This window comes from Microbacterium sp. SZ1, assembly GCF_002362255.1.
GTDB lineage: Bacteria > Actinomycetota > Actinomycetes > Actinomycetales > Microbacteriaceae > Microbacterium.
The window spans coordinates 134,342-149,320 of sequence record NZ_LPVV01000038.1; the positions used below are offsets into that span (position 1 = coordinate 134,342).

The 14,979-nt window shown below is 68.8% G+C and carries 15 protein-coding genes; 9 read left to right on the plus strand and 6 right to left on the minus strand.

Features of this window, described 5'->3' with window-relative positions; all coding sequences use genetic code 11:
* The first annotated feature begins 10 nt into the window (after positions 1-10).
* The 4 genes from AUC47_RS12375 (at position 11) to AUC47_RS12390 (ending at position 3,576) form a co-directional block, all read left to right on the plus strand.
* Positions 11-931: an ACP S-malonyltransferase gene (locus tag AUC47_RS12375; protein WP_096715480.1), complete on the plus strand. Its 921-nt coding sequence runs from the start codon at positions 11-13 to the stop codon at positions 929-931.
* A complete protein-coding gene (locus AUC47_RS12380) occupies positions 928-1,929 on the plus strand; it encodes a beta-ketoacyl-ACP synthase III (RefSeq protein ID WP_096715481.1) in 1,002 nt (333 codons plus the stop codon). Before AUC47_RS12375 ends, AUC47_RS12380 begins: the two co-directional genes overlap by 4 nt.
* 69 nt (positions 1,930-1,998) lie before the next feature.
* Entirely contained in the window at positions 1,999-2,247 is a 249-nt protein-coding gene (locus AUC47_RS12385) for an acyl carrier protein (protein ID WP_017202249.1), read from the plus strand.
* A gap of 90 nt (positions 2,248-2,337) precedes the next feature.
* Positions 2,338-3,576, plus strand: coding sequence for a beta-ketoacyl-[acyl-carrier-protein] synthase family protein (locus tag AUC47_RS12390; protein ID WP_096715482.1), 1,239 nt, complete (start codon positions 2,338-2,340; stop codon positions 3,574-3,576).
* Positions 3,577-3,711: 135 nt separating this feature from the next.
* On the opposite strand, the gene yczE is transcribed toward AUC47_RS12390, so the two are convergent.
* Complete coding sequence (yczE, locus tag AUC47_RS12395; protein ID WP_096715483.1) at positions 3,712-4,368, minus strand: membrane protein YczE; 657 nt, start codon at positions 4,366-4,368, stop codon at positions 3,712-3,714.
* A 95-nt stretch (positions 4,369-4,463) separates the two neighbouring features.
* Between yczE and yczR the strand changes: the two genes are divergently transcribed.
* Positions 4,464-5,867, plus strand: a complete 1,404-nt coding sequence (gene yczR / locus AUC47_RS12400; RefSeq protein ID WP_096715484.1) for a MocR-like transcription factor YczR — start codon at positions 4,464-4,466, stop codon at positions 5,865-5,867.
* A 127-nt stretch (positions 5,868-5,994) separates the two neighbouring features.
* Here yczR and AUC47_RS12405 read toward each other — a convergent pair whose 3' ends face one another.
* Together AUC47_RS12405 and AUC47_RS12410 are read right to left on the minus strand one after the other, a co-directional pair.
* A complete protein-coding gene (locus AUC47_RS12405) occupies positions 5,995-6,498 on the minus strand; it encodes a DUF3145 domain-containing protein (protein ID WP_096715485.1) in 504 nt (167 codons plus the stop codon).
* Between the two features lie 186 nt (positions 6,499-6,684).
* Positions 6,685-7,458: a hypothetical protein gene (locus tag AUC47_RS12410; RefSeq protein ID WP_096715745.1), complete on the minus strand. Its 774-nt coding sequence runs from the start codon at positions 7,456-7,458 to the stop codon at positions 6,685-6,687.
* Positions 7,459-7,634: 176 nt separating this feature from the next.
* Here AUC47_RS12410 and AUC47_RS12415 point away from each other — a divergent pair, with 176 nt between their 5' ends.
* From AUC47_RS12415 to AUC47_RS12425, 3 genes are read left to right on the plus strand one after another with little or no spacing between them, the layout of a single operon-like run.
* Complete coding sequence (locus tag AUC47_RS12415) at positions 7,635-9,638, plus strand: DUF262 domain-containing protein (protein ID WP_096715486.1); 2,004 nt, start codon at positions 7,635-7,637, stop codon at positions 9,636-9,638.
* A 1-nt stretch (position 9,639) separates the two neighbouring features.
* Complete coding sequence (locus tag AUC47_RS12420) at positions 9,640-10,893, plus strand: alpha/beta fold hydrolase (RefSeq protein ID WP_096715487.1); 1,254 nt, start codon at positions 9,640-9,642, stop codon at positions 10,891-10,893.
* Positions 10,894-10,945: 52 nt separating this feature from the next.
* A complete protein-coding gene (locus AUC47_RS12425) occupies positions 10,946-11,227 on the plus strand; it encodes a hypothetical protein (RefSeq protein WP_096715488.1) in 282 nt (93 codons plus the stop codon).
* 82 nt (positions 11,228-11,309) lie between these two features.
* Here AUC47_RS12425 and AUC47_RS12430 read toward each other — a convergent pair whose 3' ends face one another.
* From AUC47_RS12430 to glgA, 3 genes are all read right to left on the minus strand, one after another.
* Positions 11,310-11,567, minus strand: a complete 258-nt coding sequence (locus tag AUC47_RS12430) for a type B 50S ribosomal protein L31 (protein ID WP_096715489.1) — start codon at positions 11,565-11,567, stop codon at positions 11,310-11,312.
* Positions 11,568-11,679: 112 nt separating this feature from the next.
* On the minus strand, positions 11,680-12,465 hold the full coding sequence (locus AUC47_RS12435; protein ID WP_096715490.1) for an ABC transporter ATP-binding protein: 786 nt from the start codon (positions 12,463-12,465) through the stop codon (positions 11,680-11,682).
* 18 nt (positions 12,466-12,483) lie between these two features.
* Positions 12,484-13,668 (minus strand): glycogen synthase, encoded by a 1,185-nt coding sequence (gene glgA / locus AUC47_RS12440; RefSeq protein ID WP_096715491.1) that lies wholly within the window; start codon positions 13,666-13,668, stop codon positions 12,484-12,486.
* Between the two features lie 69 nt (positions 13,669-13,737).
* On the opposite strand from glgA, the gene AUC47_RS12445 reads away from it, so the two are divergent.
* A complete protein-coding gene (locus AUC47_RS12445; protein ID WP_096715492.1) occupies positions 13,738-14,979 on the plus strand; it encodes a glucose-1-phosphate adenylyltransferase in 1,242 nt (413 codons plus the stop codon).

Sequence of the window (14,979 nt, forward strand, 5' to 3'; positions counted from 1 at the left end):
GACTTGGTCTGTGATTGTCGTCGTATGCCCAGGACAGGGCTCGCAGACCCCCGGCTTCCTCTCCCCCTGGCTCGAGCTGGACGGCGTTGCTGAGACCGTCGCCGCGTTCTCCGATGCCTCAGAGGTCGACCTCCGCCTCCACGGCACGGAGTCGGATGCCGACACGATCCGCGACACGCGCATCGCGCAGCCGCTCATCGTCGCCGCGTCGCTCGTCGCCGCCTCTGCGTTGGAGTCGCGAGCGGGCCGCCGCGCCGACGGCGTCGCCGGGCACTCCGTCGGCGAGATCGCCGCTCTCGTGAACAGCGGCGTCATCGATGCGGAGACCGGCATGCGTCTGGTCGGCATCCGCGGTCGCGCGATGGCGGATGCCGCGGCGCAGACCCCGACCGGCATGAGCGCGGTCCTCGGCGGTGACGAGGACGCCGTCCTCTCGCGTCTCGCCGAGCTCGACCTCTCCCCCGCGAACTACAACGGCGGTGGACAGCTCGTCGTCGCCGGCTCGCTCCACGCCCTCGCATCGCTGGCCGCCGAGCCGGTCAAGGGCACCCGCGTGATCCCGCTGCAGGTCGCCGGTGCCTTCCACACGTCGTTCATGGCCTCGGCGGTGGATGCGCTGCGCGACGCGGTCTCCACCGTGACCCCCGCCGACCCGTCGATCACCCTGTGGACCAACCGCGACGGCTCCGTCGTCTCCGGCGGTCAGCAGGCGCTCGACTACCTCGTCGACCAGGTGTCGTCGCCGGTGCGCTGGGACCTCTGCATGGCGTCCTTCGCCGAGCAGGGAGTCACCGGACTCATCGAGCTCGCCCCGGCCGGCGCCCTCACCGGGCTTGCCAAGCGCGGGCTCCGCGGCGTGCCGACGGTCGCCGTCAAGACCCCCGAAGACCTCGACGCGGCCGTCGCGCTGCTGAACGGAGAAGCCGCATGACCGCCACGCTGACCCAGCTCACCGGTCCCGCGTACACGCGCATCTACTCGTACGGCGCCGCCCGCGGCGAGAACGCGGTTCCGAACGACGACCTCGTGGGACCGATCGACTCCAGCGACGAGTGGATCCGTCAGCGCACCGGAATCGTGACCCGCACCCGCGCCGGCAAGGACACCGACGCGATCGATCTCGCCACCACCGCTGCCGCCGAGGCGATCGAGAAGTCCGGCGTGCCGGCCGACCAGGTCGACCTCGTGATCGTCGCCACCATCAGCAACCCGAAGCAGACGCCCTCCGTCTCGGCCATCGTCGCCGACCGCGTCGGGGCGAACCCCGCGGCGGCGTACGACGTGAATGCGGCGTGCGCCGGATACGCCTACGCCGTCACGCAGGCGGACGCCCTGATCAGGGCCGGCGCTGCGCGCTACGCCCTCGTGATCGGCACCGAGAAGCTCTCGGACATCGTCGACCCGACCGACCGCAGCATCTCGTTCCTACTCGGCGACGGCGCAGGCGCGGCGCTCATCGGTCCGAGCGACACGCCGGGCATCGCCCCGGCGGTGTGGGGTTCGGACGGCTCGAAGGCCGACGCCGTCGGCATGAACAACACCCTGACCGACTTCCGCGACGGAGCGGCGGCGTGGCCGACTCTCCGACAGGAGGGGCCGACGGTCTTCCGCTGGGCCGTGTGGGAGATGGCGAAGGTCGCCCGCGAGGCCCTCGACAAGGCGGGCGTCGGTCCCGACGACATCGCGGCGTTCATCCCGCACCAGGCCAACATGCGCATCATCGACGAGTTCGCGAAGCAGCTGAAGCTGCCGGAGACCACGGTGATCGCGCGTGACATCGAGACGACCGGCAACACCTCCGCGGCGTCCATACCGCTGGCGAGCCACCGGCTCATGGCCGAGCACCCCGAGCTGTCCGGCGGTCTCGCCCTGCAGATCGGGTTCGGCGCGGGGCTCGTCTTCGCCGCCCAGGTCGTCGTCCTCCCCTGAGAACGCGCCGACCTTCCCTAGACTGTTCCACGGTTCCGAAATCAACCCCGTAAGAGAAGGAAGACCACCATGGCTTTCACCAACGATGAGGTCCTCGCAGGCCTCGCCGAGCTCATCACCGACGAGACCGGCATCAACGCCTCCGAGGTCGCCCTCGAGAAGTCGTTCACGGACGACCTCGACATCGACTCGATCTCGATGATGACGATCGTCGTCAACGCTGAGGAGAAGTTCGGCGTCACCATCCCCGACGACGAGGTCAAGAACCTCAAGACCGTCGGCGACGCCGTCAACTTCATCGTCGCAGGCCAGGAGTAATCCACTCAGGATGCCACCCCCGCGCTCGCGGGGCGTGGCATCCTCTGCCTTGCCCATCTTCTGTTCGATCCGCCTGACAAGGAACCACACATGACCAAGCGCATCGTCGTCACCGGCATCGGTGCCACGTCCGCCATCGGCGGCACCGCCCCCGAGAACTGGACCAACCTGCTGGCCGGCGTCTCGGGTGCCCGCACGCTCGAGCACGACTGGGTCGAGCAGTACGACCTCCCCGTGACCTTCGCCGCCGAGGCGTCCGTCCGCCCCGAAGAGGTGCTGCCCCGCCACGAGGCGAAGCGCCTCGATCCGTCCTCGCAGTTCGCCCTCATCGCGGCGCGCGAGGCCTGGGCCGACGCCGGGTCTCCGGAGGTCGCACCCGAGCGCCTCGGCGTCGACTTCGCGACAGGCATCGGCGGCCTCTGGACGCTCCTCGACGCGTGGGACACTCTGCGCGAGAAGGGCCCGCGTCGCGTCATGCCCCTGACGGTGCCGATGCTGATGCCGAACGCTGCGGCCGGCAACCTGTCGCTGCAGTTCGAGGCCCGCGCCTACGCCCAGACGGTCGTCAGCGCCTGCGCGTCCAGCACGGAATCACTCATCCACGCGTACGACCACCTGCAGGAGGGGCTCGCCGACGTCGTCATCGCCGGTGGCACCGAGTCGGCGATCCACCCGATCACCATGGCCGCCTTCGCCTCCGCACAGGCCCTGTCGCGTCGCAACGACGACCCGTCCACGGCCTCGCGCCCCGGTGCTGTCGACCGAGACGGCTTCGTCATGGGAGAGGGCGCTGCAGCTCTCATCCTCGAGACCGAGGAGCACGCGAAGGCTCGCGGTGCGAAGATCTACGGCTATGTGCTCGGCGGCGCCGTCACCGCAGACGCCTACCACATCACCGGCAACGACCCGGAGGGCAACGGGGCGGCTCGCGCCGTCACCCAGGCGCTCGAGGGCGCCGGCATCAGCGCCGACCAGGTCACGCACATCAACGCGCACGCCACATCGACCCCGGTCGGCGACCCGAACGAGTACGTCGCACTGAAGAAGGTGTTCGGCGACCGGATCGATGAGATCCCCGTCTCGGCGACCAAGGCGTCCACGGGACACCTGCTCGGTGGGACCGGCGCACTGGAGGCGATCTTCTCGATCCTCGCGCTGCGTGACCGTGTCGCGCCGCCGACGATCAACATGACCGAGCCCGACCCCGCCGTGCCGTTCCGGCTTTCGGGCGAGGCGCAGCCCCTCGGCGACGGGCCGCAGATCGCGATCAGCAACTCGTTCGGCTTCGGCGGCCACAACGCCGTCGCGGTGTTCGCCGGCACCGACTGAATCCGTCCGCCGACTGAGTCGGTTCGACGACAGCGCCGTGCCGCTCCGCGATTCGCAGAGCGGCACGGCGCTTTTTCGTAGCTGCTCAGGTGTGCCACACGCCGAGACGGCGCACGCCGCGGATGCGGCGGCGGCCTAGAGCGTGGCGAGCTGTCGGGAGCGCGCCTCGCGCAGGCGCGTCGCCCAGGGCAGGAACAGGCCCACGAGCGGGCCGATGCCGAAGGCGAACAGCACCGTACCTACGCCGACGGGACCCCCAAGAAGGAAGCCGATCAGCAGCACGCTTCCTTCGATGAGGGTTCGCACGATCCACACCCGCCATCCGGTGCGACGGACGAGCCCCGTCATGAGCCCGTCGCGCGGGCCGGGACCGAAGTCGGCGGCGATGTACAGGCCGGTCGCGAAGGCGAGCAGCACGAGCCCCGCCACGAACATCGGGGCACCGATCCAGACCGTCGTGGGCGCGGGCAGCACCGCGAGCGTGAGATCGGCCGCCGGTCCGATGAGCAGGGCGTTCAGCACGGTGCCGATGCCCACGCGCTGGCGCAACGGGATCCACAGCAGTAGCACGACGATCGAGACGAGGACGGTCACCAACCCGTATCCCAGCCCGAACTGCTCCGACACTCCGAGGGCGAGCACGTCCCACGGTGCGACACCGATGCCACCGCGCACCATCAGACCGAGCGCCACGCCATAGAGGAACAGGCCGACGAGGAGCTGGACGAGACGCTCGACGAGGTCGCGACGGCTGGTCGCGGCGATCGGGAGGAACACGGAACGAAGCTGCATCTCTCCATCGTGACGGCACCGCGCGCAGCGAAGGCGAGTCCACTCCTCTGAAAGTGGCATGCAGAAACCAGGCCACTTTCGGGCATCATGGGGACATGACCTCCCGCCTCGTCGAACAGCTCGGCGCGCGCCACGTCGCCGGTGCCACCGCCATCGAGCTCGCCGATCGCATCCGCGCCCTCATCCTCGACGGGCGCATCACCGTCGGCGAACGACTGCCCAGCGAACGAGCACTCGCGATCGAGCTGCGTCGGTCGCGTTCGACGACCACCCGCGTCTACGGCCTCCTCGAGGCCGACGGCTTCGTCTCACGCGTGCACGGCGGCGGCACCCGAGCGGCGCTTCCCCACTCCGACACCGTGATCCCGACCGTCGACGACGACACGATGATCGATCTGTCCATCGCGTCGATGGACTCGACACCGGGGCTGTACGACGCCACGGTCCGCTCTCTCCCCCGCCTGGCGACCCTGCGCAGGACCAGCGGATACTCGCTGCAGGGACTTCCCGAGCTGCGGGATGCCGTAGCGCAGCGCTTCTCCGCCCGCGGTGTGCCGACCACCCCCGAGCAGATCATCATCACTTCCGGCGCCCTGAACGCGCTGAACCTCATCCTCGCGACCCTCAACCGCCGCGGCGACCGCGCACTCGTCGAGCAGCCGACCTTCCCGCACGCCCTGGAAGCCATCCACCGCCACGGGTATCGGATGCTCCCCACACCGGTCGATCACGACGGCTGGGACGAGCGTCACGTCACCGACACGCTCCTGCACGGCCGCCCGCACATCGCGTACCTCATCCCCGATTTCCACAACCCGACCGCGGCGACGCTGCCCGAGTCCGCCCGTGCTCGGATCGCGACGACCGCGCGCAACGTCGGCACGCACGTCATCGTCGACGAGACGACGGCGGAGCTCGACATCGACCGGGGATGGACTCCGACACCTCTGGCGGCCTTCAGCCCCGAGGTGATCACGGTCGGATCGATGTCGAAGATCGCGTGGGGAGGCCTGCGAATCGGATGGATGCGCGCGGAGCGCTCCCTCGTGACGCGTCTGCTCGCCGTGCGGCCCTCGTTCGAACTGGGCACAGCTCTCCTCGAACAGTGCATCGCGCTCGAACTGTTGCAGGACATGCCCGCCCTGACCGCGCACATCCGCTCCCGCCTGCGCGACGGACGCAGTGCCGTGGCCCGAGGTGTCGCCGACCTGGACGGCGTCGACATGCCTCCCGCGCCGGGTGGCCTCTCCGCCTGGCTCGATCTCGGCGCGCCCGTCTCGACGACCCTGTCGCTGGCGGCGCGCGCCCGCGGGCTCGTCGTGCCGCCGGGACCGCGATTCGCCATGGGCGGCGTGTTGGAGCGGCGGCTGCGGATCCCCATCACGCTCCCGCCGGAACGCACGGCGCTCGCGATGGAGCGACTCCGTGCGGCTTGGAACGACGTCTACGCCGGCCACACGCCGCGCGCGGCTGACGTCCCGCATTCCGCCGTCATCTGACGCAGACGAGGACCCCGTCCCTGGTGGGGCGGGGTCCTCGTCATCCGGAGGGGGATACGCCTTCTCAGCGTCCGGGAGAGATCACCGGCATCCGATACTCGCGCCTCCCCGCTCCACGTCTCCGCGCCTAACCGACCTTGTGCAGCCAGACGACGCGCGCGTCGTCGCTGGCGTGACGGAACGGCTCGAGCTCTTCGTCCCAGGCCGACCCGAGCGCGATGTCGAGCTCGCGCTGCAGTTCCGTGGCGCTTCCCGCGGCGATCTCCATCGCGTACCGGATGCGGTCCTCGCCGATCACGATGTTGCCCGCGGCATCCGTCTGCGCGTAGTGGATGCCGAGGTCCGGAGTGTGCAGCCAGCGACCGCCGTCGCTGCGGGGCGTCGGATCCTCGGTGACCTCGAAGCGCAGGTGCTCCCAGCCGCGGATCGCGGTCGCGAGAGCAGCACCGGTGCCGACCGGTCCGTCCCAGTAGAACTCCGCTCGGCGAGCGCCGTCGAGCACAGGCTGGTCCGACCAATCGAAGTTCACTGCACGACCGATAGCGCGTCCCACCGCCCATTCGAGGTGCGGGCAGAGCGCGCGAGGTGCGGAGTGGATGAACACCACTCCGCGTGCGTACGTCGTCGCCATGATCTCTCCGTTTCATCAGGTGCGTCTTCCCCAACGACCTGACCACCGAGAGTCCGGCGGATCTATGCGGTTATGCGCCCATTCTCGCCCAGAGACGAGGAAATCACAAGCGTGTCATTCCCATGAGGAAGGCCCCGGTCTCGCGACCGGGGCCCTCCGACCCGTACGGGTCTGCTCAGAAGAGCGTCACGCCTCGCTCATGGCCTGCTTGACCTGCTGTCCCTTGGCGGCGTAGTAGGCGGCGCGAGCGGCGTCCCGGCGAGCCTGCTCCGCGTAACCGGCCTCGAGCACATCCTGCGGCACCTCGACGTTCGGGACGTCCTGGGTGCCGTGGTACTTCTCGATGTAGGCGTCGAGCTCGGGGCCCGAGGTCCACGAGGTGATGAGGCAGTAGCGCGGCTCGGTGCCGACGTGGGTGGCGGCGTGCCACAGACGCTGCGTGTCGACGATCAGCTGCGCGCCGGCCGGCAGAGCGATGCGGTACTCGATGCTCGGGTCGGTGCGGTTCTCGCGCAGGACGAAGAAGCTGTCCTTGTCATCGGTGAGGTTGAAGAACCCGCGGACGACCCAGCCGGTGCCATCGGGGTTCAGCCGGTTGTTGTCGTCCTGGTGCAGGTTGTAGAGGCACTCCCCGTACGGCGTCGGCTGCAGCTCGATGACGCGGCAACGGCCCACGTTCGCACCGGGCTCCTGAGCGCGGCGCGTCAGGTTCGGGGCCTTGGCGGTCTGCGAGTCGATCCAGACGCCGTCCTTGTCGGTGCGCGGCGGCTTGTGGTTCCAGAAGCCGTTGCACTCGATCTCACCCTTGGCGCTCGCGAGCGGCGCGAACCGGGTGTCGCCGGACGACTTCCAGTCGTTGTACTCGATGTCGAGCCACTCCTTGGGGTCGAGCTCCTGGTTGTAGCTGTCGAGCACGACGAAGCCCTTGTCTTCGAGCGCCTTGGACTTGATGTATCCCATGATCTGAGTCATGTCCTCTCATCGGGGGCCAGCACGTTTTAACAGGCCCTGATAAGGCAAGCCTAACAGCGGGCCGCGGAGCGCCAGCCGAGGGCCGCCGTGAATAAGCGAATAGACTGAATCGGGCGCCTGGCGACTCCACGGCGGCCGGCGTCATGGGAGGGCGAGACATCAGCATGAGCACTGCGACCAACGTCGAGGCGACAGCTGTCAACACGATCGAATGGCTCGCAGCGGACTCCACCACCATCGTCGTACCGGTGTACCAGCGGCAGTATCGCTGGGACATCGGCGGATGCGAGCGGCTGCTCGCCGACGTTCGCGCGGTCGCTGCCGAGGACGATTCGCACCGGCATTTCCTCGGCTCGATCCTCTCGGCAGCGGATGACTCGGATGCCGACACCGACCTCGTACTCATCGACGGGCAGCAGCGCATCACCACACTGATGCTGCTCGTCGCCGCCTTGCAGCACGCCGTGCGCGACAGCGACCCCGCGCTCGCGGCGGAGCTCGCCCGCGTGCTGGTGCGGCCCGACGATGCCGACCGCACCAAGCTCCGACCGCACGACGCCTGGGCGGACCTGTACGAGTCGGTCGTGCTCGAGCGCGGCGACAGCACCGAACGCGAGTCGAGGTTCGACGACAACTACGCGTTCTTCCGCAGCCAGGTGCACGCCGACGAGGCAGCGGCCATCTGGCGCGGACTGCGACGGCTCGAGCACGTGTCGATCACGCTCGGTTCGGGCGCGAACGCGCAGCAGATCTTCGAGAGCCTGAACTCGACGGGCGAGCCGCTTCGCGACCACGAGCTCATCCACAACTACATCCTCATGGGCCTCACGCACGCCGAGCAGCTCGACGTCGAAGCGCGATTCTGGCTTCCGATCGAGCGGCACACGGGCGAGACGATCGGCGCCTTCTGGCGCCACTACCTCGTCATGACGACCGGAAGGGAAGTCGCGGCCAACGGCGAGCACGGGGTCTACAGCGCGTTCCGGCACTCTTTCCCACGTGTCGACGTCGAGCACCTGCAGGCGGATGCCGAGGTCTGGCGCCACTACGCCGAGATCTACGGCATCCTGCTCGATCCCTCGCTCGAGAGCGATCCCGAGATCGCCAGGCAGCTGCAGTTCGTCAACACTTTCGGACGCGCGGCGTATCCGCTCGTGCTGAGCGCCTACAGCGACCACGCGCGCGGCCTGATCCCCCGCGACCAGCTGATCCTCACCCTGGAGCGGATCCAGGCGATGTACCTGCGGCGCACCCTCGTGAACCTTCCGAACGAGCGCCTCGTGGCACGGCTGGTCCGGGCGCGCGCGCTCGGCCCTGAGGCACTCGAGCGGGCCTTCGCGCGCATCACACCCTCGGACGAGCGGGTGAGCGCGGTGCTCAAGTACAGCGAGCTCCCCCACCCCGCGTACGTGCTCGGCCGCCTCGAAGGCGTCGACGACACCGCCGATTTCGACGTCGAGCACATCGTCCCGACCGTCCCGAGCGACAGCTGGTCGGGCGACGGCGTGCGCGAGTGGATCGACTACTCCGACGACGAGCGGAACGCGCACCGCGCCCTCGCCCCGACGCTGGGCAACCTCACCCTGCTGGAGCAGGCGCTGTCGGAGCGGTACTTCGGCGAGTCCTACCCGGTCAAGCGCGACTCCGCGTACGCCGGGAGCACCGTGACCGAGACGGCGGAGCTGCAGCAGACCGAGACCTGGGGAACAGCGGCCATCTCGCACCGCACGGTGCGCCTCACCGCCGAGCTGCTGCGGATCTGGGCGCGACCGGCGCTGCCCGAGATCGACGACGACGGACTGACTCCGATCCTCGACGCCGTGCGGCGCCGCGGCTGGCCCGCAGGATGGGAGCGCGAGTTCGAGTACGTCGAGTACCGGGGCGAGCGCTGGGAGGTGTACGACGTCAAGCACCTCTTCAACCGGGTCTTCCGCCGCGCCTGGACCGACACCCGCGACGCGGCAGTCTCGTACTGTGCGGCGCACGGCGGACCGATCTACGATCAGACCGCATGGAAGGGCCAGTGGGACCAGCTCGACGACACCCACCACCTCTACATGGGCTGGGACTCCAATTACATGATGAGCGCCGTCCAGGGCGTGCTCCAGGAGGCGGTCATCGCCTCGGAGGTCTTCGTGAAGTACTCCTACATCGGGAACGTGATGTGACATGACCGGCACCACCACCATCCACCGCCTGCTCGACCTCGCGATCGAGGAGCACACCCTGCCCGTCCCGCTCGTGTGGGACGATCCGGCCGACACCCGCACGATCGACATCTTCGCGCGGGTGGTGACCAGGGACGGCGGGGATTCGCTCCCCTACCTCGTCTATCTCCAGGGCGGACCGGGGCACGAGGCTCCGCGACCGTTCCACTCGTCGACCGCGCCGGCCTGGCTCGATGAGGCGCTCGCCCACTATCGAGTGGTGATGCTGGATCAACGTGGCACGGGGTTGTCGACGCCGGTCGGAGACGACGACCTGAGCCGGGGCTCATCCGTCGTCGCCGAGTACCTCACCCACCTCCGCGCCGACGCGATCGTCCGTGACTGCGAGGCGATGCGCGAGCATCTGGGCGCCATCACCTGGAGCGTGCTCGGACAGTCGTTCGGCGGGTTCACGACGCTCGCCTATCTCTCGACCGACGCGAGCTCGCTCGCCGACGTGTTCATCACCGGCGGACTCAGCGCGGTCGGACGACACCCCGACGACGTCTACGCGCTCTGCTACGACAAGATGCGCGAGGCCTCGGAGCGCTACTACCGCCGGTTCCCTGAGCACCGCGACCGCATGCGCCGCCTGGTCGATCATGCCGACGCAGGAGAGATCGTCCTTCCCGACGGCGAGGTCGTGTCCCGTTCACGCCTGCGTTCCGTGGGCTCGGCGCTCGGCATGAACGAGGGATGGCAGACGCTCTGGTCGCTCCTCGAGCGCGATCACCGCTCCAACGCCTTCCGCTACGACCTCATGAACGCGATGCCGTACGGGGGCCGCAACCCCCTCTACTTCGTCTTCCACGAGTCGAGCTACGCCGACGGACATGCGACGCGGTGGTCGGCGGAGCGCACCGAGCCGGACGACTTCCGCGATGACGTCACGCTCTTCACCGGCGAGCACATCCGCCGCGAGTGGACGGAGACCGTCCCGGCGTTCCAGCCGTGGCGCGAGGTCGCGCTGGAGCTCGCCGAGTTCGAGTGGCCGCGCCTGTACGACCGCGTGGCCATCGAGACCTCCGGCACCACGGGCGCCGCCGCCGTCTACGCGAACGACGTGTACGTGCCGCTGGAGTTCTCGCTCGAGACAGGTCGGCTGCTTCCGGGCGTCGAGCTCTGGGTGACGAGCGAGCACGAGCACAACGGCCTGCGCTCGGGTCCGGTGCTCACGCACCTGATCGACCTGGCCCACGGCCGGCGCATCCGCTGAGATCATCCCACGGGCGGATGTCGCTGACCGCGAGGTCGCCTAGCCTGGTTCCATGGCCGAGACGGTAGGGATGCTTCTGACGATCGCGATCGTTCTCCTGGTCGTGATCGCCATCGTCGTCGTGATCGTGGCCGTCTACTCGCGGATGCCCCTCGAGCGGAAGTACGAGGGCCCGGGCGGAGGGCTCGGCGGTTCCTTCGACGCCGTCTGGATGCCGTCCGCGCACGACGCCGGCGTCGAGCGCGACCGTCAGACGAAGCGCACGGCACCGGCTCCCGTCGCGGGAGACCCGCCCGAGGGCATCCGCGGCGACCGCATCACGCTCGATCTCTGACAGGGCGACCGCCGGTTCGGCGCCCCGAACACGACGAAGGCCCCGGTTCCGAGGAACCGGGGCCTTCGTCGTGGCGATGTCGTTACTTCGATGAGCCGCCGAAGCCCTTGAAGCGCTGGTTGAACTTCTCGACGCGACCGGCCGAGTCCATGATGCGCTGCTTGCCCGTGTAGAACGGGTGCGAGGCCGAGGAGATCTCGACGTCGATCACCGGGTACTCCACGCCGTCCAGCTCGACGGTCTTGTCGCTGGTCACGGTCGAACGGGTGAGGAAGGTCTCGCCCGATCCGAGGTCGCGGAACACGACGGCCTTGTACTCGGGGTGGATGTCAGTCTTCATGGGATTCCTTAGCTACTGCCCTGGATTGTGCCAGGGACGAGGGAAGTCTGCGGTGCCGAATGCACCAAGGATCAATTCTAACAGGAGTTGCGCGTGCTCGGTGACCGGTCGATCAGGATGCCGCGCGGGCCGAGTAGCGGCCGTCCTCGCTGCTCAGGGCGATCGGCATGCCAAAGGTCTCGCCGAGGGCTTCGGCTGTCAGCGTCTCGGCGATCGGCCCCGCCGCGACGACCGACCCGTCGCGGATCAGCAGCACGTGCGTGAAGCCGACGGGGATCTCCTCGACGTGGTGGGTGACCATGAGCATCGCCGGGGTGGTCGGCGACGACGCGTAGCCGCTGAGCAGCGCGAGCAGCTCCTCGCGGGAGCCCAGGTCGAGCGACGCCGTCGGCTCGTCGAGCAGCAGCAGCTCGGGGTCGGTCATGACGGCACGCGCGATCTGGACGCGCTTCTGCTCTCCGTCGCTGAGGGTTCCGAACGTGCGGTCCGCCAGGTGGTCGAGCCGCCAGTCGCCGAGCACCCGCAGGGCCCGGCGCTCGTCGATGTCCTCGTAGCTCTCGTTCCAGCGTCCGAGCACCGAGTACGCCGCCGTGAGCACGGTGTTGAGCACGGTCTCGTCGCGGGGCACGCGCTTCGCCATCGCCGACGATGCGAAGCCGATGCGCGGGCGCACCTCGAAAACATCCGTCCGCCCGAGGGTCTCTCCCAGCACCGTCACGGTCCCCGAGGTCGGGTGCATGAGAGTGTCGGCGAGCTGCAGCAGCGTGGTCTTGCCTGCGCCGTTCGGTCCGAGGATCACCCACCGCTGATCGTCGGCGACCTGCCAGGTCACGTGATCGATGATGTTGCGCCCCTCGCGGCGCACGACGACGTCGGTGAATTCCAGAGCGCTCGACATGCCCTCCAGCCTATCGGCTCAGGCGGTCAGCTCCGCGTAGAGGGCGCGCGTGGTGTCGGCGATCGCGGCCCAGCTGAAGTCGGTCCGAGCGCGCTCGCGTCCGGCGTCGCCGTACTCCCGTGCACGTGCCGGATCCGTCGCCACCTCGGTGAGCACCGCGGCCAGGTCGGACACGAAGCGATCGGGGTCGACCGGCGTGCCGGTGCCGTCCTGCACCTGGTCGATCGGGACGAGCCGGCCCGTCACTCCGTCTGCGACGACCTCGGGGATGCCGCCGGTCGCGGTGCCGACGACGGCGGCGCCGCACGCCATGGCCTCGAGATTGACGATGCCCAGGGGCTCGTACACGGAGGGGCAGACGAAGGTCGTCGCGGCGGTGAGGATCGCAGAGAGCTCCTCGCGCGGCAGCATCCGCTCGATCCACACCACGCCCTCGCGCGTCTGCTGCAGCAGACGCACCCCCTCCTGCACCTCCGCCATGATCTCCGGTGTGTCCGGCGCGCCCGCGCACAGGATCAGCTGCACCTCGGGCGGGAGCAGTGCCGCAGCGCGGAGCAGGTACGGGAGGCCCTTCTGTCGGGTGATGCGCCCGACGAACACGACCGACGGACGGGTCGGGTCCATTCCGATCGACTGCAGGAACGCGTCGTTCTGCACGGGGTGCCACTTGTCGACGTCGATGCCGTTGTGGATCACCCGAACACGGGTCGGGTCGACGGCCGGGTAGCTGCGGAGGATGTCGGCGCGCATCCCCGCGCTGACCGCGATGACGGCGGCGGCGTTCTCGTAGGCGAGCTTCTCGATGCCGCTCGACACCGCGTACCCGCCACCGAGCTGCTCGGCCTTCCAGGGGCGCAGCGGCTCGAGGCTGTGCGCCGTGAGCACGTGCGGGATGCCGTGCAGCTGCGAGGCGAGGTGTCCCGCGAAGTTCGCGTACCAGGTGTGGCTGTGCACGACGTCGGCGTCGGAGATGGCCGCCACGATCTCGAGATCGGTGCCGAGGGTCTGCAGGGCCGGGTTCGCCGAGGCCAGGCCAGACGGGGTTCGGTAGGCGAAGGTCCCCTGCTCGTCACGCTCCCCGCCGAACGCGCGGACACGCACGTCGACGTCGCGCCGCAGCGCGGTCACGAGCTCCGCGACGTGCACGCCGGCACCTCCGTAGATCTCCGGCGGGTATTCCTTCGTGATCATTTCGACGCGCATGCCTAGACGCTAGTGACTCACTTGTCCAGATGCTAGTTGCCTGAGCCGAACGGCATCTATGGTGGGTGCATGTCAGCACCAAAGAAGGTCTTCGGGATCATCCTCGCCGGTGGCGAAGGCAAGCGGCTCATGCCGCTCACGGCCGATCGCGCGAAACCCGCCGTGCCGTTCGGCGGGCAGTACCGTCTGATCGACTTCGCGATCTCGAATCTGATCAACTCCGGCCTGCGCCAGATCGTGGTGCTGACGCAGTACAAGTCGCACAGTCTCGACCGGCACATCTCGCAGACCTGGCGCATGTCGGCTCTTCTCGACTCCTACGTCGCATCGGTGCCCGCGCAGCAGCGTCTCGGCAAGCGGTGGTTCTCCGGATCGGCCGACGCGATCCTGCAGAGCATGAACCTCCTCAACGACGAGAAGCCGGACATCGTCGTCGTGATCGGCGCCGACCACGTCTACCGGATGGACTTCCGGCAGATGCTCGATGCGCACATCGAATCCGGCGCGAAGGCGACCGTGGCCGGCATCCGCCAGCCGCTCGCGATGGCGTCGCAGTTCGGCGTGATCGACGCCGACACCGAGACCGGACGCATCAAGCAGTTCCTCGAGAAGCCGACCGATGCGACGGGTCTTGAGGACTCCCCGCACGAGGTGCTGGCATCGATGGGTAACTACATCTTCGACGCGGATGCGCTGATCGCGGCCGTCGAGGCGGACGGCGAGTCCCCCACCTCCGGGCACGACATGGGCGGCGACATCGTCCCCTACTTCGTCGACCGCGGCGAGGCCGGCTACTACGACATGAAGCAGAACGAGGTCCCCGGCTCCTCGCCGCGCGACCGCTCCTACTGGCGCGACGTGGGTACGATCGACTCCTTCTACGACGCGCACCGCGATCTCATCGCGACGCTGCCGATCTTCAACCTGTACAACATGGAGTGGCCGATCCACTCGCAGGCGGTCAACTCGCCGCCCGCGAAGTTCGTGCGCGACTCGGTGGGCCGCATCGGCAACGCGATCGACTCGATCGTCTCGCTCGGGTCCGTTCTGTCAGGCACGCACCTGGAGCGCAGCGTCGTCGGCCCGTGGACCCTCGCCGGCGGCGGGTCGACGATCACGGACTCCGTGGTCTTCGATCACGTGCAGGTCGGCGCTGGCTCCCGGGTGCATCGAGCGATCCTCGACAAGAACGTCGTCCTCGCCGACGGCGCCACGGTGGGGGTGGATCGCGAACGCGACCTCGCCCGCGGCTTCACGGTCACCGATTCCGGCATCACCGTGGTGGGCAAGGGCGTCTTCATCGATCGATGA

Coding starts and splice junctions, on each gene's coding strand:
- AUC47_RS12385 (WP_017202249.1), top strand. CDS start 1,999: ATGGCTTTCACCAACGATGAGGTCCTCGCAGGCCTCGCCGAGCTCATC.
- yczR (WP_096715484.1), top strand. CDS start 4,464: ATGACCTCCCGCCTCGTCGAACAGCTCGGCGCGCGCCACGTCGCCGGT.
- AUC47_RS12435 (WP_096715490.1), bottom strand. CDS start 12,465: ATGTCGAGCGCTCTGGAATTCACCGACGTCGTCGTGCGCCGCGAGGGG.
- AUC47_RS12390 (WP_096715482.1), top strand. CDS start 2,338: ATGACCAAGCGCATCGTCGTCACCGGCATCGGTGCCACGTCCGCCATC.
- AUC47_RS12405 (WP_096715485.1), bottom strand. CDS start 6,498: ATGGCGACGACGTACGCACGCGGAGTGGTGTTCATCCACTCCGCACCT.
- AUC47_RS12415 (WP_096715486.1), top strand. CDS start 7,635: ATGAGCACTGCGACCAACGTCGAGGCGACAGCTGTCAACACGATCGAA.
- AUC47_RS12445 (WP_096715492.1), top strand. CDS start 13,738: ATGTCAGCACCAAAGAAGGTCTTCGGGATCATCCTCGCCGGTGGCGAA.
- AUC47_RS12420 (WP_096715487.1), top strand. CDS start 9,640: ATGACCGGCACCACCACCATCCACCGCCTGCTCGACCTCGCGATCGAG.
- AUC47_RS12430 (WP_096715489.1), bottom strand. CDS start 11,567: ATGAAGACTGACATCCACCCCGAGTACAAGGCCGTCGTGTTCCGCGAC.
- AUC47_RS12380 (WP_096715481.1), top strand. CDS start 928: ATGACCGCCACGCTGACCCAGCTCACCGGTCCCGCGTACACGCGCATC.
- glgA (WP_096715491.1), bottom strand. CDS start 13,668: ATGCGCGTCGAAATGATCACGAAGGAATACCCGCCGGAGATCTACGGA.
- AUC47_RS12410 (WP_096715745.1), bottom strand. CDS start 7,458: ATGGGATACATCAAGTCCAAGGCGCTCGAAGACAAGGGCTTCGTCGTG.
- AUC47_RS12425 (WP_096715488.1), top strand. CDS start 10,946: ATGGCCGAGACGGTAGGGATGCTTCTGACGATCGCGATCGTTCTCCTG.
- yczE (WP_096715483.1), bottom strand. CDS start 4,368: ATGCAGCTTCGTTCCGTGTTCCTCCCGATCGCCGCGACCAGCCGTCGC.